The organism is Thiomicrorhabdus sp. 6S3-12 (assembly GCF_017571475.1).
Lineage (GTDB): Bacteria > Pseudomonadota > Gammaproteobacteria > Thiomicrospirales > Thiomicrospiraceae > Thiomicrorhabdus.
The window spans coordinates 1-17,471 of the sequence record NZ_JAGETW010000006.1 but is presented as its reverse complement, the minus strand read 5'-3'; the positions used below and the strand labels follow the sequence as shown (position 1 = coordinate 17,471).

Below are 17,471 nucleotides of genomic sequence, written 5' to 3'. Positions count from 1 at the left end.
TTGCCATAAGCGGCGTCGAAAATGGCACCTTAAATCATAAATAGATAACTTATCCCCCAAGCCGGGAAATTATTCGAAGCGGATCGGATTGCCGAGTGCCTGCATCGACTCGTTCAACTTGCGTTTCAGATAGAAGCCATAGAATTCGTACGCTCCCGAAAACAGCGGCGAAGTCAGCTGGTCCCCCTCGGAATCAACAAACACCATTGCCGGCAGACTGGTGATATTGAACAGCGTTTGAAACTCTTTGCGCTGCATCGGTTCGCCGTAAAAATCGATCACCGTTCCGTCCACATTCACCTCGATTTCACGGAACATTACCTTGTCGTCGAAGACTCCGCTAAGAAGATTCGGCAGCAGCGCCTCCTCTTTCAACATAATCCCGGAACGTACGCCTTTATGTACCAGCAGGATGGCAATCGGCTGATTCAATTGCGCCGCTTTTTTTCCGTCTTCAAGAAAATTGCTCGCCGGAACCAGTTCGGCCGCCGCAACCTGAAAACTGAGTAACAGTGTCGTTAAAATTAAATACATTCGCTTCATTTCTTTCACTCCTACCGGTTCAGTAAAGCCCTCTTACCTTAGCGTTTAAAGTGCATCCTGCCAAGAGCGAACGACTCAATAAAAGTTGTTTCGCCACAATTCTTGATGAATTTTCAAGGCGCGGGATCCTGATCGTCTGCACCGACAAATCTCCGCTATGCTAAGCTTTTGAAAAAATCCTTAAGGAGGGTGCGGTGAAAGGCATAGTGTTTTCTGAGTTTATTGAACTGGTCGAAGAAAAGTTCGGTCTTGAGATTCTGGATACCATTATCGAAGAATCCGATCTGCCATCGCAAGGCGCTTACACGCAAATTGGTACCTATGACCACAAAGAACTCCTCGTCTTGCTTGATAAACTCAGTGCCCATAGCGGAATAGACACTGCCGAGTTAAGCAGAACATTCGGCGAACATCTTCTCAAACGCTTCGCAGAACTTTATCCGCAATTTTTTGCCGATGTCGGCAACTGTTTCGATTTGCTGAAAACCATTGATACCAAGGTGCACCAGGAGGTTCAACAACTCTATCCGGAAGCGGAACTGCCCTCTTTCGACAACATGATGGTAGATGACGACACTATGCAGCTGATCTATCAATCCAGCCGCCCGTTTTCAGCACTGGCCTACGGACTGATCAGCGGAAGTGCCAGCTATTTCGGGGAAACCATCAACATTCAAATGAACGATCAGTCTGACGACGGCAACAGCTTTGTGGTCTTTACCCTGAAAAAACGCGGATAAGTCCTTTTAACCTGCGACAAATTCAAGACTCACCGCGCCCAAAAAAGCAAAAAGCCGCCGGGCTCATTCCAACCCGGCGGCTTTTTAACGGAAAAGAACTAAGCGTTCTTTACATCTCGATCACATCACTTCGGACAACAGACGGTTCATTCGCTTAATGAATTCGCCCGGTTCCGCCAGCTGATCGCCTTCGGCCAATTGCGCCTGTTCCAGAAGGAATAGTGACCACTCTTTGACCTTTTCATCATCTTCAAGCTTATCCAGCTTCTGCACCAGCGTATGCTCCGGGTTCAGTTCCAATACCGGCTTCTGTGTCGGTACAGCCTGCCCCATCTGCTCCATCATTCGCGCCATATGCGATGAAATTCCGCCTTCAGCAGTCACCACACAAGCTGGAGAATCGGTTAGACGGTGCGTAATGCGTACATCCGATACCGACTCTTCAATCGCTTTCTTAACCTTTTCGGTCAAAGCTTCACGCGCCTTTTTATCCTCTTCGGACAAGTCTTTTTCAGCATCGTCTTCGAACTCTTTCAGATCTGCTGAAGTGATTGATTTCAACTGTTTACCGTCAAATTCGTTCAGATGCGAAACCAGCCACTCGTCGATGCGATCCGACATCAGCAGGACTTCGATTCCTTTCTTGCGGAACATTTCCAGATGCGGGCTGCCTTTGGCCGCTGCATGCGTATCGGCAATAATGTAATAGATCGCTTCCTGACCTTCCTGCATACGGTCGACATACTGCTCAAGAGAAACATTCTGTTCCTGGCTACCCTCGTGAGTCGAAGCGAAACGCAACAGCTTGGCAATCTTGTCTTTATTGGCGAAATCTTCGACCACACCTTCTTTCAGGACATTACCGAACTGCGACCAGAAACCTTGATAAGGCGCCTTATCATCGTCTTTCGCCAGTTTTGCCAGCTGATCCAAAACACGTTTAACCGACGCGGAACGAATCTTATCGACAACCTTATTACTCTGTAGAATTTCACGCGAGACATTCAACGGCAGGTCGGCGGAATCAATCACACCGCGGACAAAACGCAGATAAGCCGGCATCAGATGTTCGGCGTCATCCATGATAAAGACACGTTTAACATACAGTTTCAGGCCGTAACGACGCTCGCGGTCGTAAAGGTCAAACGGTGCCTGCTTCGGAATATACAGCAACGAAGTGTATTCCAAGGTCCCTTCCACCTTATTGTGGATGTGTGCCAATGGCTCGTTGAAATCATGCGAAATCGTCTGATAGAAGTTGGTGTAATCTTCTTCGCTCAATTCGGACTTCGGCTGCGTCCAAAGCGCGGTTGCCTTGTTAACCTGCTCCAGTTCGTCCGTCGACTTTTCTTCCTTGGCTTCTTCGTCCCATTCGGTCTTGACCATTTTGATCGGGAAGTTAATGTGATCGGAATAGGTCGAGATAATATTTTTCAGGCGGAACTGATCCAGAAATTCATCCATATCCTCTTTCAGATGCAGCGTAATCGTGGTTCCTTTAGACGCTTTTTCAATGTTCTCCAAAGTGAATTCGCCTTCACCTTTCGAGGTCCAGCGGGTTCCCTGTGCCAGGTCATCCCCCGCTTTACGGGTTTCCAGGACCACTTCGTCGGCAACAATAAACGAGGAATAGAATCCAACCCCGAACTGTCCGATCAGGTTGGAATCTTTCGCCTGATCGCCGCTCAGGCTCTCAAGAAATTTTTTGGTTCCCGAGTTGGCGATCGTTCCGATATTGGCAATAACTTCATCACGGGTCATACCGATACCGTTATCAGAAATCGTGACCGTACGCGCTTCTTTATCAAAGCGTACTTCGATCGCCAGTTCATCCTGCCCCTCATGCAACGCATCATTCGATACGGCCTCAAAACGCAATTTGTCCAAAGCGTCGGATGCGTTGGATACCAGTTCGCGTAAAAAGATCTCCTTATTGGAATAAAGCGCGTGAATCATCAGCTTCAGCAGTTGATTCACTTCCGTCTGAAACGCATGAGTTTCGGTATTGCTCATTATTTTTGTCTCCACTTATTTTTGAGTAAGTAAAACGGGGCCTGACGCCCCTTTTAATGATTTAACAAACTGATGCTAGATATGGAGGTGATGGACGTTTTTTTCAAGGGCGTAAAATAAAAAAAGCACAGAATTTCTTCTGTGCCAAAGGCGTGCCTGTACCAACTATCACACGCTGTTTGTTGTAGAACTTGGAAATATTTGCCTTCAGAACGCGCTCATATTAGAGCGCGCAGAGAGTTTAGAAATCGTTGTTGCTGGCAACATCTGAATTTTTTGCAACTGCAGTCAGAGAGGCCGTAATGTGATCCGGTGCCGACATAATGCTCATAAAGCTACCTTCGCCGGCCATTGATAGACTCGGCCAGTTGATTGCAATACGGAATTTACCGTTCAGCGCCAGTACTTCGTCACCACTTACCAGAATCTCATATGGGAAGTGTGCCGCATGCGAGTGCTTGGTTGCACTGTTGATCTGGCTGTTGATATTACCGTCAGCACCGGATTTGTAGTTAAGGGCCACACCGAACACGCTCATTTTCTTACCAGGAATATCGATACGATACACTTTTTCAGCTCCACCGCGCTTCGCTTTTAAGCCATCTTCAACCGCTTTTACCGCTTCTTCATAAGAACCGTATTCCGCCAGCTCATCTTCATCATCGAAGTAAGGCATCGCGAACATATAGTGATAACCGCGCAACTCTTCCGCAGTCAGCCCTTTTTCAGCACCGAACTCCTGCTGTTTACCCAGTGCTTTTTCGATCGCAGCCTGAACGCCGCTGATATCTCCGTCCATACGGTAAGCGTTAAAGTGATAACTCGGGTTGGTGTAGCTGACTTCGACTTTTCCACCCTTATTGGTTACTGCAACACGCTCCATTGCACCGAAGCCGCCATTTTCCGAATTCCCTGCCATCGATTTCAAAGCGTCATTCGTAACCACGATAATATTGGCACCTTGATCCGGAGAATATTTACCGACAACTTCGAAACCGGCCTGTTTCAACGCCTGTTCAGTGGATGCTGTAGCCGTGTTCAGATCGCCGCTTGGAGCGTTCCCCAGGATAAATGGCATCATCGCTGCCGCCATAGCGCTGATAGGCGCGCCCATTAAAGCCGCACCGACAAAAAGTTTACCAATCAGTCCGTTTCCGGAACTTTGCTTGTTCATTCTCATTCTTCACTCCTCATTATTTTTGTAATCAAGTTAAGTTTGCCGGATCATTCTTATAAAAAATATTTACCCTTAAAAGATAAAAAAATTTATTGGTTTATAAAGGAGCTGAAAAAAATGTTTTCCATCGCGCAAAAAATGCAATTTAAAGCGAACAATATAAAAAAAGCCCGCATTTAACTCATAAAATGCGGGCTTTTCATTTGTCCTGATATATAAGGATATTAATTAATTTTAAATTAGCATTCCCTTATTCGGAGTCGTAACGACGAAACTAGAAGAACTCTACCTCGTCCTCAGCCTGTTCTTCTTCATGCATACGCGAACGCATACGATCTTTCATTACTTCAATCGCCTCTTCGGCCGGCACATGCTGATCGAAAATCAATTCAAATAACTCCTCTTCTTCACGCATAGTCGTTCCTTTACGCACACTGGCCTTAAAGTCTTCCCACTCCTGCGGACTCTTAACGCGCATTTCATGCGAAACGATTTCCGCCAAACCGGAAAGACCGTGAGAAACATGCGACAAACGCTGACTCAATTTATCGTAAAACTGGAAGGCGATAATCGCCTGCTGCATTTTTGCGGAAAGCTCACCGGCTTCGCTCAACAGAAGACTGCTGTGCGACTGCATCGAGCTGCCCGCCTCTTCGGCCTGCTCAAGCAGATTCCGACTTGCTGCCTGAATCTGTTCGATATGCTGAGACATATAGGTGAAAGAATCGATCAGTGCATTGACCGAGTTATCCCCTTCGGTAATCGACAAGTCAATTTGAGCAATCGATAAATTCAAAATCAGTATCGTCTGCTGTACCTCTTTTGCGCCCAAAGAGTAATCAAAATTATTCATATTGTTTCCTAAACTGCACGCCCGAAAGCGTGTGGCATTTATAGCTCTTATTTTCAGGCGGCACTCAGTTGCGCACCGCTTCCCTTATTATGATTCGACAGGGTTTCTGTAACGTCGAGAATAAGCGAAACCGTTCCGTCTCCAAGAATGGTCGCACCGGCAATACCATCGATCTTCATAAAGTTGCTTTCCAGACTCTTAATGACGACCTGCTGCTGTCCGAGCAGATCATCGACAAAAATCCCGGCCCGTTGTCCGCCGTCTTCAACCACGACCAACAAACCTTTTTCCAAATCTTCCTGAGCATCATGGACGCCAAGCTTTTTATGCAGTCGAATGACCGGAATATAGGCGTCTCGCAACTTATACAGTTCGGTCTCGCCGGCAATCCCTTTGACCAGGGATTTGTCTACCTGAATCGACTCGATAATCGATACCAGAGGGAAGACATACGTCTGTGACCCGACTGTACATAGCTGTCCGTCCAAAATCGCCAGCGTCAGCGGCAAACGAATGGTAAAGACACTGCCGACGCCTTTTTCAGTTTTAACGTCAACCGAGCCGCCAAGCCCTTTGATATTTCGGCGAACCACATCCATACCGACACCGCGTCCGGAAATATCGCTGATCTGTTCTGCGGTCGAAAAGCCCGGATGGAAAATCAAATCGATAATTTCGTCACGCGTCAGGTGATGTTCCGCATCGATAACGCCTTTTTCGATCGCTTTCTGTTCAATGCGTTCATGATCGATCCCTGCACCGTCGTCGGTAATCTGAATCAGAATATTCCCGCCCTGATGGAAAGCGGCCATCTTGACCGTACCGGTTTCAGGCTTGCCTTTTTCCGCACGTATTGCAGGCATTTCCACACCGTGATCAATTGAGTTACGCACAATGTGCACCAACGGGTCGGTCAACTGTTCAAGCATGGTTTTATCCAGCTCCGTTCCTTCCCCTTCCATGACCAGATCTATTTTCTTGCCCAGTTTCTGGCTGACATCATGCACGATACGCGGCATACGGTTAAAGGCGAAACTGACCGGCAGCATACGGATATTCATCACGCTTTCCTGCAGCTCGCGGGTGTGGCGTTCCAAGTGCGTCAAACCTTCCTTGAGCTTATCAACCCAATCCGTATTGGTATTGCTTTCGCCATCCTCCGCCTGCTCGCCGAACTGACTCAGCATTGACTGAGTAATAACCAATTCACCAACCAGATTAACCAGCTGATCGATTTTGCTCAAATCGACACGAATAGAACCTTCAGCCTTATGCCCTTTATCGGCAACCGCCTTGGCTTTGGCCGACGTTTTCTGAGCCGGCGCAGCCGCAGTCTCCTGCTTCGGCTGTTCCGCAACCGCCGGCGCAGTTTCGCTCACATCGGCAGACGGTTGTGCAGGCGCTGCTTCAGCTACAGGCGTTTCGGACTTCTGCGGCGGATGGATATGAATCTCGGCACCATCGCCATCGATCCATTCGAAAACTTCGCGAATCGCTTCTTCGTTAACCTCCTCGCCTTCCAGTTCCAGGGTCCAGGAAAGGTAAACATGTTCCGGATTGAAAGCATGAATTTCCGGGAGTTTTTCGGTATTGGCGGTTACTTTCAGATCACCTAGCGTTTCCAGTTCGCGGAAAATTCGAATCGGCTCATTACCCGTCTGCAGCAGTTCCGCCTCGGGAATCATGTCTATTTTCCAAGTTCCGCCAACCGCTTCGGGTTCGGCAGATGCGTCCTGCCCGGCCGCCTCGGAAGAAGCGCCGAGAATATTCTCCATCCAGGCCTGAACCTCGCCCGCTCGCTGCTCGTCTATGGGTTGATGCTCCTGCAGACGTTCCAGCATATCGCGCAACACGTCCACTGCAGCCAGCATGGCATCGATCGAGTCCTGAGTGACCTCGCGGCGGCCGTCACGCATTTCATCCAACAAGGTTTCCAGAACATGAGTAAAACCGGCAATTTCGGTAAAGCCGAAAGTTCCGCTCCCCCCTTTGATAGAGTGCGCCGCGCGGAAGATCTCGTTAATCTTCTCGTTATCCGGGATACCCGGCGGAAGATTGAGCAATCCGTTCTCCATCACATCGAGTCCTTCAAAACTCTCTTCCAGATAGGTTTGGCGGAAGGTTTCCATCATGTCCATAGTTATTTCCTCAGAATAGTTCTACATCGCCTTCAACAGGTTTCGATTCGATGTTGTGAATATATTGATTTTCCTGTGCGGCAAGACTTTGATTATGCATAGGGTTCAGTCGGCGGACCCGTGCGCGTCCGCTGTTCGGGTAATAGATCACTTTGCGCGGGAAAATATCTCCGATGTCCTGGGCCACCAGCTGAAAGCCTTCGGTATAGACATAGTCAAAGGCAAAGCCGATGTTGTACCAACCGATATTAGTCATCGAACTCATAATCCGTCCACCACCGAACAGCTTGAATTCCAAACGCTCACGTCGACCGCCCTTGGTCAGAATCGAGTTAACCAGATTCTCCATCGCATAGTTTCCGTAACGGTTGGCATCGGAAAGTTCGGATACGGAAGCGGTATTTTTTTCCACCGGGAGCATAAAATGATTCATGCCCCCGACACCGGCGATAGGATCACGGACGCAGGCGGCAATGCAGGATCCAAGAACCGTTTCAATCCTTTCATTATCTTGGGTGACGTAGAACTCACCCGGTAAAATTTTTACGGACGTAATCCCTTCGGCCGGATCAATACTAATCTGCATAATTCTTCAAATCGACACCTGCAGCGAACTCCCTTCGCTTAAACCAATCTGCCGAACCGAAACCGACAACAAGCAGCCAAACGCCGATTTCGCCTCAAATAACATAAAAAATATGGGGTTTATATTCGCATTAAAGCCGACAACTAGCAAGGCTTAGCGTCACCGGATACAGCGGAATTTTGGGTTGATTGTGATGAATCAACTTTTGCCTGTTTCTGCTCACGTCGACGACGTTTAAAAAAGTGCCGGATTTTCTCGGCGCACGGCTCCTGCAAAACACCGGCAGAGATCTGACACTGGTGATTAAGTTGCGGCGCCTGCAACAATTGAAAAACCGACCCTGCCGCCCCGGTTCGCGGATCCACAGCAGCAAAAACGACTCGCCCTACGCGTGCATGCACCAAAGCACCGGCGCACATAGGACAAGGCTCCAGCGTCACATACAGTGTCGTATCCACCAAACGATAATTGTGCATGGCACTGCCGGCATTACGCATCGCAACCACTTCGGCGTGTGCCGTCGGATCGGAATCGGTAATCACCCGGTTCCAACCTTCCGCTATCAGCACGCCTTCGGCAACAATAACCGCCCCGACCGGCACCTCACCGAGCTGCTCCGCTTTATCCGCCAACTCAAGCGCATACTGCATCCAGAATTCATCTTGCTGCTCTTGAGATAAATCTTCATGTACTTGCATAAACTAAACTTTATTTAGATACAAAAAAGGCCTTCTACAAAAATTTATAGAAAGCCTATTATTCTGCCGATAATTTCTAACTAAAACGGATTTAGTTCGAGGCGTAGCGCGCAAAGTTTATCGTGAATAAACAAGCAAGCTACAACAAAGAAATTAGCCTTTTAACTGAATACGAATTACAAACTGAAATCATTCAAAATCAAGGCGTGCTTAGCGACGTTTATTAAAAATAAACGAGCGAAGCACAACAAAGAGGTTGAAAATTTCAGGCCGTAATTTTATTCCCACTCGATGGTTGCCGGCGGTTTCGACGAGATATCATAGGTTACGCGCGTAATACGCGGAATTTCGTTAATGATACGTCCAGAAACATGCTCCAGGAACTCATACGGCAGGTGCGCCCAACGAGCGGTCATAAAGTCGATCGTTTCCACCGCGCGCAGCGCCACAACATAATCGTAACGACGTGCATCACCGACCACACCGACCGATTTAACCGGCAGGAAGACGGCAAATGCCTGCGAAGTTTTATCGTAAAGATCCCACTTGTGCAGCTCTTCGATAAAGATATGATCCGCCAGACGCAAAATGTCCGCATACTCTTTTTTCACTTCACCAAGAATACGTACACCCAGCCCAGGTCCCGGGAACGGATGACGATACACCATATTATATGGCAGACCTAAAGCGACACCCAGTTTACGGACTTCGTCCTTAAACAGCTCGCGAAGCGGTTCAATCAAAGACATCTTCATATCTTCAGGCAGACCACCAACATTGTGATGTGACTTAATCACTTTTGCCTTACCGGTTTTTGAGCCGGCCGATTCGATTACATCCGGGTAGATGGTTCCCTGCGCCAGCCAGTTGATTCCTTCCAGCTTGGCAGACTCTTCATCAAAGACTTCAATGAACTCACGTCCGATAATCTTACGCTTCTCTTCCGGATCGGTTTTACCGGCAAGCGCACTCATAAAACGTTCTTCAACATCGGCACGAATCACACGGATCCCCATATTCTCCGCAAACATCGCCATAACCTGATCGCCTTCATGATGACGAAGCAGTCCGTGATCAACAAAAACACACGTCAGCTGATCGCCGATCGCTTTATGCAACAGCGCGGCAACCACAGAAGAGTCGACACCGCCGGAAAGACCCAACATAACCTGATCGGTACCGACCTGTTCACGAATACGCTTAATACTGTCATCGATAATGTTTTCAGTCGTCCAAAGCTTTTCGCAACCGCACAGTTCGACAACGAAACGCTCGATCATGCGTTTCCCTTGCTTGGTATGCGTCACTTCCGGATGGAACTGAATACCGTAGAAGTTTTTCTCTTCGTTCGCCATACCGGCAATCGGGCAGTTCGGCGTAGACGCCATCAGTTTGAAACCTTCCGGCATCGAATCAACGCGGTCACCGTGTGACATCCAGACATCCAACATGCCGAAACCTTCCGACGTCACTTCGTCTTCAATATCAACCAGGAACTTGGTGTGACCGTGGGCGCGAACCTGAGCATAACCATACTCATGTTCCAGCGCATTGATCACCTGTCCGCCCAGCTGCTGAGCCATCGTCTGCATACCGTAACAGATCCCCAGAACCGGAACACCCAGCTCGAACACCACTTGCGGCGCAACCGGCGCATCATCACCGGTAACGGTTTCCGGACCTCCGGAGAGGATAATCCCACGCGCTCCGAATTTTTCCACGTCGGCCGCATCGATATCCCAAGGTTCAACTTCACAATAAACACCGATTTCACGGATTCGGCGGGCTATCAGTTGCGTATATTGAGAACCGAAATCGAGAATCAGGATGCGGTGCTCATGAATATTTTGTTGTGACATATTTTTATTCCAAAATCGCTTTGTTATAAAACAGACAAGGCTTTTGCAGTGATCCTGCAAAAGCCTTGCATAAGCTTAAGAGTTCACCAATCGACTAGATGCGATAGTTCGGTGCCTCTTTAACAATCGTAACATCGTGTACATGGCTTTCCGACATACCGGCAGAAGTAACACGAACAAAAGATGGTTTCTTATTCATGGTCTGGATATCTTTACAACCGGTATATCCCATTGCCGAGCGCAGACCACCTGCCAGCTGGTGAATAATCGGAGAAAGCGGGCCCTTATAGGCAACGCGACCTTCAATCCCTTCAGGAACCAATTTATCTTCCGCATTCGACGACTGGAAGTAACGATCCGAAGAACCGGTAGGCTGAGCCATAGCGCCCATAGATCCCATACCGCGGTATGACTTATAGGCACGGCCTTTCAGATATTCGATTTCACCAGGAGATTCTTCGGTACCGGCAAACATTGAACCGAACATACAAGCCGAAGCACCGGCGACGATCGCCTTGGCAACATCACCGGAGAAGCGCATACCGCCATCCGCAATCAAAGGGACACCGGTGCCTTCCAGTGCTTTAGCGACATTCGAGATCGCCGAAACCTGTGGTACACCAACACCGGCAACAATACGAGTAGTACAGATCGAACCTGGACCGATACCGACCTTAACACCGTCCGCACCTGCTTTGACCAGATCAAGAGCCGCTTCTCCGGTTGCGATATTCCCGCCGATAACATCGATTTGCGGATAATTCTGTTTAACCCAGGCAACACGATCCAATACGCCTTGCGAATGTCCGTGGGCAGTATCGACGATAATGACATCAACACCGGCTTCGACCAGCGCTTTAACACGATCTTCGGTTTCTTTACCGGTACCGACCGCAGCACCGACGCGAAGACGACCTTCGGCATCTTTGCTCGCATGCGGGTGATCCGAAGATTTCATCATATCGGAAACGGTAATCATCCCGCGCAATTTGAAATTATCGTTGACGATCAGAACACGCTCAATACGGTGCTGGTGCAACAACTCCAGAACGTCCTCGCGACTGGTGCCTTCTTTAACCGTTACCAGCTTCTCTTTCGGTGTCATGATTTCAGAAACCGGCAGAGACATGTCGGTAACAAAGCGGATATCACGACTGGTAACAATACCTACCAGATCATCGCCGTCCATAACCGGAGCAGAAGAAACGCGGTTGTCTTTGGTTTTGATAATCACTTCTTCAACAGTCATGTTTTTCTGAACCGTAACCGGATCGGAAATTACACCGTGCTCGAATTTTTTCACTTTGCTGACGGTACGCGCCTGCTGTTCGATGGTCATATTTTTATGGATGATACCGATACCGCCTTCCTGCGCCATTGAAATGGCCAGACGAGCTTCGGTAACCGTATCCATAGCGGCAGAAACGAATGGAATATTTAACGTAATGTTTCGAGTCAGTTGAGTTTTCAATGACACATCTTTAGGCAACACAGTCGAGTGCGCAGGAACCAAAAGAACGTCATCAAAAGTGAGGGCTTCTTGCAATATTCTCATTTCTTTCTACCTTATACAAAAGCTTATAGGCTAATTAGTTATTTTTCTAAAACCGGCTAAAATCCGCAGCAAAAACAAACAGACCTATAAAAATCAATCACTTAGATTAATTTTTCTTGGTTTACTATAAGAAAAACAACCCCAATATTTTAAGTTAACGGCTATTATAAAGATTGACACGGACGGGGTAAACTTAATAACGTATGCATCTATGTAAAAAACAGTGAAAAATTGCTTTGAAACAGCCATTCTTCACCGCTTAATACATACAGACATAACGAGTAGCTAAAAAAATCAAACAGCTCAAGTTAACTGAGTTTGGCGGTTTCAAAAACAACAGAAGCAAGAACTAAACTCAAAATAACATTTTGGAGGACGACGAATGAAAAAATTACTAACTGGTGTAGCTCTAACGCTTGCAGTATCTGCTTTCAACTCAGCTGCTTATGCGAGCACTGATACCGATGCAATGATGGATAAAGCGGCACAGCTACACAGCCAAGCGAAAGACGGCGGTTTTGTCTGGAAACAGAAAAAAATGAAACAGCCTTACTTCGATACTTATGCCGCTCAGTACGAAGAAGCTAAGAAAAAAGGCGATATGAAAAAAGCGCAAACTGCTGCTGAATTCGCACTTAAAACTGCAGAAGGCGAAGTTCGTCAGATGACTGCAGATGTTAAAGCGGGTTGGGAAAAATAATCCCATCCTGACAGACATCACTGATGTCGACTGTAAAAAACCCGGCCTGTTCCGGGTTTTTTATTGCCTGCATATAACTGCTACTCCGCCGATTCGCAGCCTATTTGCCCTTTAAATGGGTATCGTCGCTAAAGCTGCATAACCACTCCGGCTTTAACGCCACTATGGCCGCAATCAACATTCCATTCACAAACCCTTCCGGCGTAGCCATCATCGGAATAAACGGAAAATACTGTTGTGCCAGATAGTCAAAGCTGTGCACCTCGTTCAACCCCATGATCAGACCACCCAAGAGCAGCGCGACTACGACACCGATACCGGCAGCTAAAAAGGCGTTAAAAAAGACATACACAAAGAAATTCTGCTCCAGATAACGTTGACTCAAACGCAACATCCCCTGGGTAATTGCAATCGGCAGCATGCCCATCAGAATGGCATTCACCCCCAGACTCCACCAGCCCAAATCGGAATAAAAAGTGACGCCGAGCAATGCCAGCAGCATTCCCATAAAGGCGAACTGAACGCCGAACATCAGCGTCATCAGGGTCATCAACAGAAAATGAAAAGTAATCCCCTCGCCTAAACTGGCTCCGAGCTGCCAGATTAAAAAAACCGCCAGCGAAACGAACAACCAGATATTCTGGGCACCGCGATCATCCTTAACTTTAAACCACGGAGCCGTCTTTAAGGACCAGATCAACATCGCCAACAGACTCAGCCAGCCGAAAACCAGCAGACTGAGACTTAACTGATCGGAATATAGATTCATTTGCAGACTCCTAAATCAAGCTTTGTCACATGACAGCGTTGCGATTACGGTTTTTAAACAAAGAGCACGCGCTTAGGTACAATAAGCTCTCAATGAAAACACGAAATTGAGTACAACCGAGCCATGCCATTCAAAATTATTTTTGCGATGCTATACGATTTTATCTTACTTTGCGCCATCTGGTTTGCAGCCAGCATTCCTTTTGTACTTTGGCAGGGAAGCGGAGAATTTGCCACCGACGATAAAATCAATCTGGCCTTCCAACTTTACCTGATCGCCATCACCTATCTGTACCTGACCTATTTCTGGACACAGTCCGGTCAAACACCCGGTTTACGAACCTGGAAGCTGCAACTGCAGCGCGAAGACGGCTACCTTCTGACACGGCATAATGCCAATCTGCGTTTTTTGCTTGCGGTTCCACTGACACTCTTTTTCGGCCTTACCCTGATCGGTTTTATCACCCCGAAAAAACAACTTTTGCACGACCAACTGGCAAAGACTAAAATAGTGCCCATTTCAGATTAAGCAATTCAGGATAAGCAATGCCAACCCTAATTATTCATAGCCCGACGCTCAACGATGCGCAACATACCCTACTGAAATCCGTCGGTGATTTGCAAGCCTGCAACAATCACTATCGCATTACATGCAACGACATCGATGCCGAAAAACTGTTTGAGTTGCGTCAAGAGTCGGAACTCGACATCAATCTTTTACCGGAAAGTTTTGATGGCTCGCAGGTAAAACTGCTAATCAGCGATATGGATTCCACTCTGATCTCAATCGAATGCGTAGATGAAATCGCCGATTTTATGAACATCAAAGACAAGGTGTCTGCCATTACCGAAGCCGCCATGCGCGGAGAATTGGACTTTGAAGGTTCTCTGACTCAACGCGTCGGGCTGCTTAAAGGCCTTGACTACAGCGCTCTGGAACATGTCTATCAGGAACGCCTGACTCTGAACCCGGGCGCAGGAGAGTTAATCAGCGGATTGAAAGACAAAACGATTAAATTTGCTCTGGTCTCCGGAGGCTTTACCTACTTTACCGACCGCCTGAAAACTAAACTGGGGCTGGATTACGCTCGCGCCAACGTTCTGGCGGAAAGCGACGGTAAACTCGACGGGACGGTCGTCGGCGGTATTATCGGTGCTCAGGCGAAAGCGGATTTCCTGAATGAGCTGTGTGCAGAGTTGAATATTTCTCCAAACCAGGTGATTGCAGTTGGCGACGGCGCCAATGATTTGCTGATGATGCAAGAAGCGGGACTCAGTGTTGCCTACCACGCTAAACCGGCGGTACAGAAACAAGCTACGACTTCTTTGAACCAGCGCGGTCTTGATGCTATTCTCGACTTCCTGAGCTAATGTAAACGATAGCTTGTTCAGACCAAATAAAAAACCGCGCTCTGGAATCCCAAAGCGCGGTTTTTTTTAACGAAAGCCTCTTCCCTGAGGCCCGATTGTTAGCGATAAATCAGGAGAACATTGCCTTCTCAACTTCCTTAATCGCAACAACGATGAACTTACCTAACGCAGAGTCATAACCAGGCCACTTGCTGGCAACATCCTTCATAAAAGGCTTATCCATAATGATCGGCTTCATTTCAAAGTCCGATAGACCTTCATCGTAAAGCTCTTCTACCGAGGTATAGATGGTCTCCATAAACTCGATACCTTCATTGATAAGCGTTACATTATCCGCTTTGCCGTGCATCGGAACGAAATGCTTGATATCCATCTCGGCCATTTTGCTCAGACCGTCGATTGTGCCGCGGTAAGAACCGTCTTCCATATTGGCAACACGACGCATTACCATATCGCCGGTATAGACAAGTTTGTCGGTAACCACTTCAACCGCAAGGTCGGAAACGGTATGCATCTGACCGAAGTGATGAATGCGGAATTTCACGCCGCCAACTTCAAACTCTTCCCCGCCTGCAAAGGTTTTATTCGGCAGAGTAATCACAGTACCGGTGATCTTGTTATTGGTATTGGACTGCATAAAGTCAAACCAGAACTTATCCTGACCGGATTTCAAGTTATCGATACATAGCTGATGTGCATAGATTTCAACATCAGGGTTTGCCGCGACGAAAGCGTGATTCCCTAGCCAGTGGTCGCCGTGAAAGTGCGTGTTAATCACCTTAACAACCGGTTTATCCGTCACTTTCTTGATTTGACGAAGCACCATTTCCCCGATCTGCACCGAACTACCGGTATCAACCACAACCACTCCGGCGTCCGTTACGACAAACCCAGGGTTAGAGAACATCCCGAAGTTATCCGGAGTCGGGTGTGGCCCCATAGCCGGAATCATATAACAGTGCTCGGTGACTTTGACCGCATCAATATCAGGAACCTTTGGCCCACGGAACTCTTCGAGATCCTGAGAAGCATACAGTGGACGCAATGCCGATGCACCAACCAGACCGGCACCCATTGCAAAAGCGGACTTAAAAAAATCACGACGTTTCATTAAACTCTCCTAATCGAAAATTCGTAACTGGCCACGGTAATCACTTGATTAAAAGCGCCGTTGACCGAGATAACCCGACGATTTTATCACCATTCTCTATAAGCTGCAGAAAAGCGAATTAAGCGGAATAAAAGCGAAAAAAGAATCTTAATAAAAGGTGGAGGAAGAATGACACCTCATCCATATTTTTTTCAACACAGCGTGCAAAGTTTAATTTATAATCATTCTCATTTCTAAATAACAGTATAAAAAACAACAATGGAACTATTAAAAGCCTATCTGGATTACGCCGTTTTCGGAATTTTAGGTCTCATGGGATTTATTGCCCTATGGGTCACTTTGCAGAGAATCTTCTACTACCGCTCCGTTAAATGGCAAGATTTCCAACACGCCGAACACCTTAATATTGCATTGACCAAACATCTGACGACCCTGTCGATCGTTGGCGCCAATGCGCCTTATGTCGGTCTTCTGGGAACCGTACTGGGGATTTTGATCACTTTTTACGATCTAGGAAAAGGCCAGAACCTTGATACCGGCGCCATTATGCTTGGCCTGGCTCTCGCGCTGAAAGCGACTGCGGCCGGGATTGCCATCGCCATCCCGAGCATCATGGCCTATAACGGCCTGGTTCGAAAAGTGGACGTCATCAATGCACAGTTCCGTGCAACGAAAACCGACGCCAACCAGTAAGACGCCGAGGGAATCCCAATGAAACGCTTTGACAATATCAATGTCATTCCGCTGATTGATGTCATGCTGGTTTTGCTGGCCATTGTACTGACGACCGCCAGCTTCATTGTGCAGGATAAACTCAATATCGAGTTGCCAAAGACGGAAAACACCGAGTCTTATCAACCAAATACGGAATTAGACCCGCTGTCATTGGCAATCGATCAGAACAACCAGATCCTGGTTAAAGAAGAAATCCATAGCACGGAGCAACTGGCTTCTGTTTTTGCCGCTCTGCCAAAAGAACAGGCGATTACGCTACGCGTCGACCAGCAAGCAAATTTCGGCACTTTCGTTGAAGTCGTCGACCTGCTTAAAGGCCAGAACCTAAACAACCTGACAATTCTGACAGAAAAAAAATAATTTCATCCCATGCGCCGTTGTTCTCTTTTAGCCACCCTATTAAGCAGTTTCATCTATCTGCTGATTATCGCCGTCGGTATCTGGTTATGGATGAAACCGGTGGAAAAACAACAGCAGACCCTTAAACAAGTCGATATTAACCTGGCTATGTTTGCGGCCCCGGCTCCGCAGCCGGAACCTAAGCCGGAACCTAAGCCGGAACCTAAGCCGGAACCTAAGCCGGAACCTAAGCCGGAGCCGGAGCCTAAGCCGGAGCCTAAGCCG

17 protein-coding genes and 1 pseudogene are annotated in these 17,471 nt (G+C 47.7%); 7 read left to right on the top strand and 11 right to left on the bottom strand.

Annotated elements, in window-relative coordinates; genetic code table 11:
* Window positions 1–69: 69 nt before the first annotated feature.
* Window positions 70–534, bottom strand: coding sequence for a hypothetical protein (locus J3999_RS07960; RefSeq protein ID WP_208127383.1), 465 nt, complete (start codon window positions 532–534; stop codon window positions 70–72).
* A 203-nt stretch (window positions 535–737) separates the two neighbouring features.
* Between J3999_RS07960 and J3999_RS07955 the strand changes: the two genes are divergently transcribed.
* Window positions 738–1,283, top strand: coding sequence for a heme NO-binding domain-containing protein (locus J3999_RS07955; protein ID WP_208127382.1), 546 nt, complete (start codon window positions 738–740; stop codon window positions 1,281–1,283).
* Window positions 1,284–1,403: 120 nt separating this feature from the next.
* Here J3999_RS07955 and htpG read toward each other — a convergent pair whose 3' ends face one another.
* The 8 genes from htpG to guaB all read right to left on the bottom strand — a co-directional run bounded on the left by htpG (window position 1,404) and on the right by guaB (window position 12,162).
* Window positions 1,404–3,296, bottom strand: a complete 1,893-nt coding sequence (gene htpG, locus J3999_RS07950) for a molecular chaperone HtpG (protein WP_208127381.1) — start codon at window positions 3,294–3,296, stop codon at window positions 1,404–1,406.
* A gap of 241 nt (window positions 3,297–3,537) precedes the next feature.
* Window positions 3,538–4,476, bottom strand: coding sequence for a hypothetical protein (locus tag J3999_RS07945; RefSeq protein ID WP_243755390.1), 939 nt, complete (start codon window positions 4,474–4,476; stop codon window positions 3,538–3,540).
* Window positions 4,477–4,747: 271 nt separating this feature from the next.
* On the bottom strand, window positions 4,748–5,326 hold the full coding sequence (locus J3999_RS07940) for a hypothetical protein (protein ID WP_208127380.1): 579 nt from the start codon (window positions 5,324–5,326) through the stop codon (window positions 4,748–4,750).
* 53 nt (window positions 5,327–5,379) lie between these two features.
* Complete coding sequence (locus J3999_RS07935; protein ID WP_208127379.1) at window positions 5,380–7,464, bottom strand: chemotaxis protein CheA; 2,085 nt, start codon at window positions 7,462–7,464, stop codon at window positions 5,380–5,382.
* 10 nt (window positions 7,465–7,474) lie between these two features.
* Window positions 7,475–8,050, bottom strand: a complete 576-nt coding sequence (gene cheD, locus J3999_RS07930; protein WP_208127378.1) for a chemoreceptor glutamine deamidase CheD — start codon at window positions 8,048–8,050, stop codon at window positions 7,475–7,477.
* A gap of 143 nt (window positions 8,051–8,193) precedes the next feature.
* Window positions 8,194–8,748 (bottom strand): tRNA adenosine(34) deaminase TadA, encoded by a 555-nt coding sequence (gene tadA / locus J3999_RS07925; RefSeq protein ID WP_208127377.1) that lies wholly within the window; start codon window positions 8,746–8,748, stop codon window positions 8,194–8,196.
* Between the two features lie 278 nt (window positions 8,749–9,026).
* A complete protein-coding gene (gene guaA, locus J3999_RS07920) occupies window positions 9,027–10,607 on the bottom strand; it encodes a glutamine-hydrolyzing GMP synthase (protein ID WP_208127376.1) in 1,581 nt (526 codons plus the stop codon).
* A gap of 94 nt (window positions 10,608–10,701) precedes the next feature.
* Window positions 10,702–12,162, bottom strand: coding sequence for an IMP dehydrogenase (gene guaB, locus J3999_RS07915; RefSeq protein WP_208127375.1), 1,461 nt, complete (start codon window positions 12,160–12,162; stop codon window positions 10,702–10,704).
* A gap of 382 nt (window positions 12,163–12,544) precedes the next feature.
* On the opposite strand from guaB, the gene J3999_RS07910 reads away from it, so the two are divergent.
* Complete coding sequence (locus J3999_RS07910) at window positions 12,545–12,862, top strand: hypothetical protein (RefSeq protein WP_243755389.1); 318 nt, start codon at window positions 12,545–12,547, stop codon at window positions 12,860–12,862.
* A 100-nt stretch (window positions 12,863–12,962) separates the two neighbouring features.
* Here J3999_RS07910 and J3999_RS07905 read toward each other — a convergent pair whose 3' ends face one another.
* Window positions 12,963–13,631: an energy-coupling factor ABC transporter permease gene (locus J3999_RS07905; RefSeq protein WP_208127374.1), complete on the bottom strand. Its 669-nt coding sequence runs from the start codon at window positions 13,629–13,631 to the stop codon at window positions 12,963–12,965.
* Window positions 13,632–13,754: 123 nt separating this feature from the next.
* Here J3999_RS07905 and J3999_RS07900 point away from each other — a divergent pair, with 123 nt between their 5' ends.
* Both J3999_RS07900 and serB read left to right on the top strand, forming a co-directional pair.
* Window positions 13,755–14,159, top strand: coding sequence for an RDD family protein (locus J3999_RS07900; protein WP_208127373.1), 405 nt, complete (start codon window positions 13,755–13,757; stop codon window positions 14,157–14,159).
* Window positions 14,160–14,176: 17 nt separating this feature from the next.
* Window positions 14,177–15,001: a phosphoserine phosphatase SerB gene (gene serB, locus J3999_RS07895; protein ID WP_208127372.1), complete on the top strand. Its 825-nt coding sequence runs from the start codon at window positions 14,177–14,179 to the stop codon at window positions 14,999–15,001.
* 109 nt (window positions 15,002–15,110) lie between these two features.
* Here serB and J3999_RS07890 read toward each other — a convergent pair whose 3' ends face one another.
* Window positions 15,111–16,112 (bottom strand): MBL fold metallo-hydrolase, encoded by a 1,002-nt coding sequence (locus tag J3999_RS07890; RefSeq protein WP_208127371.1) that lies wholly within the window; start codon window positions 16,110–16,112, stop codon window positions 15,111–15,113.
* A 258-nt stretch (window positions 16,113–16,370) separates the two neighbouring features.
* Between J3999_RS07890 and exbB the strand changes: the two genes are divergently transcribed.
* The 3 genes and pseudogenes from exbB to J3999_RS07875 all read left to right on the top strand — a co-directional run.
* A complete protein-coding gene (gene exbB, locus J3999_RS07885) occupies window positions 16,371–16,805 on the top strand; it encodes a TonB-system energizer ExbB (RefSeq protein ID WP_208127370.1) in 435 nt (144 codons plus the stop codon).
* 18 nt (window positions 16,806–16,823) lie between these two features.
* Window positions 16,824–17,207, top strand: a complete 384-nt coding sequence (locus tag J3999_RS07880; protein ID WP_173285703.1) for a biopolymer transporter ExbD — start codon at window positions 16,824–16,826, stop codon at window positions 17,205–17,207.
* Window positions 17,208–17,216: 9 nt separating this feature from the next.
* Window positions 17,217–17,471 (top strand): annotated as a pseudogene (locus J3999_RS07875) (energy transducer TonB); the annotation flags it as partial.

What these genes read in the sequence shown, in the direction of transcription:
- serB (WP_208127372.1), top strand. Translation starts at nt 14,177, where the DNA reads ATGCCAACCCTAATTATTCATAGCCCGACGCTCAACGATGCGCAACAT.
- tadA (WP_208127377.1), bottom strand. Translation starts at nt 8,748, where the DNA reads ATGCAAGTACATGAAGATTTATCTCAAGAGCAGCAAGATGAATTCTGG.
- J3999_RS07890 (WP_208127371.1), bottom strand. Translation starts at nt 16,112, where the DNA reads ATGAAACGTCGTGATTTTTTTAAGTCCGCTTTTGCAATGGGTGCCGGT.
- J3999_RS07940 (WP_208127380.1), bottom strand. Translation starts at nt 5,326, where the DNA reads ATGAATAATTTTGATTACTCTTTGGGCGCAAAAGAGGTACAGCAGACG.
- J3999_RS07945 (WP_243755390.1), bottom strand. Translation starts at nt 4,476, where the DNA reads ATGAGAATGAACAAGCAAAGTTCCGGAAACGGACTGATTGGTAAACTT.
- J3999_RS07910 (WP_243755389.1), top strand. Translation starts at nt 12,545, where the DNA reads ATGAAAAAATTACTAACTGGTGTAGCTCTAACGCTTGCAGTATCTGCT.
- J3999_RS07880 (WP_173285703.1), top strand. Translation starts at nt 16,824, where the DNA reads ATGAAACGCTTTGACAATATCAATGTCATTCCGCTGATTGATGTCATG.
- guaB (WP_208127375.1), bottom strand. Translation starts at nt 12,162, where the DNA reads ATGAGAATATTGCAAGAAGCCCTCACTTTTGATGACGTTCTTTTGGTT.
- htpG (WP_208127381.1), bottom strand. Translation starts at nt 3,296, where the DNA reads ATGAGCAATACCGAAACTCATGCGTTTCAGACGGAAGTGAATCAACTG.
- exbB (WP_208127370.1), top strand. Translation starts at nt 16,371, where the DNA reads ATGGAACTATTAAAAGCCTATCTGGATTACGCCGTTTTCGGAATTTTA.
- cheD (WP_208127378.1), bottom strand. Translation starts at nt 8,050, where the DNA reads ATGCAGATTAGTATTGATCCGGCCGAAGGGATTACGTCCGTAAAAATT.
- J3999_RS07900 (WP_208127373.1), top strand. Translation starts at nt 13,755, where the DNA reads ATGCCATTCAAAATTATTTTTGCGATGCTATACGATTTTATCTTACTT.
- J3999_RS07905 (WP_208127374.1), bottom strand. Translation starts at nt 13,631, where the DNA reads ATGAATCTATATTCCGATCAGTTAAGTCTCAGTCTGCTGGTTTTCGGC.
- J3999_RS07960 (WP_208127383.1), bottom strand. Translation starts at nt 534, where the DNA reads ATGTATTTAATTTTAACGACACTGTTACTCAGTTTTCAGGTTGCGGCG.
- J3999_RS07935 (WP_208127379.1), bottom strand. Translation starts at nt 7,464, where the DNA reads ATGGACATGATGGAAACCTTCCGCCAAACCTATCTGGAAGAGAGTTTT.
- guaA (WP_208127376.1), bottom strand. Translation starts at nt 10,607, where the DNA reads ATGTCACAACAAAATATTCATGAGCACCGCATCCTGATTCTCGATTTC.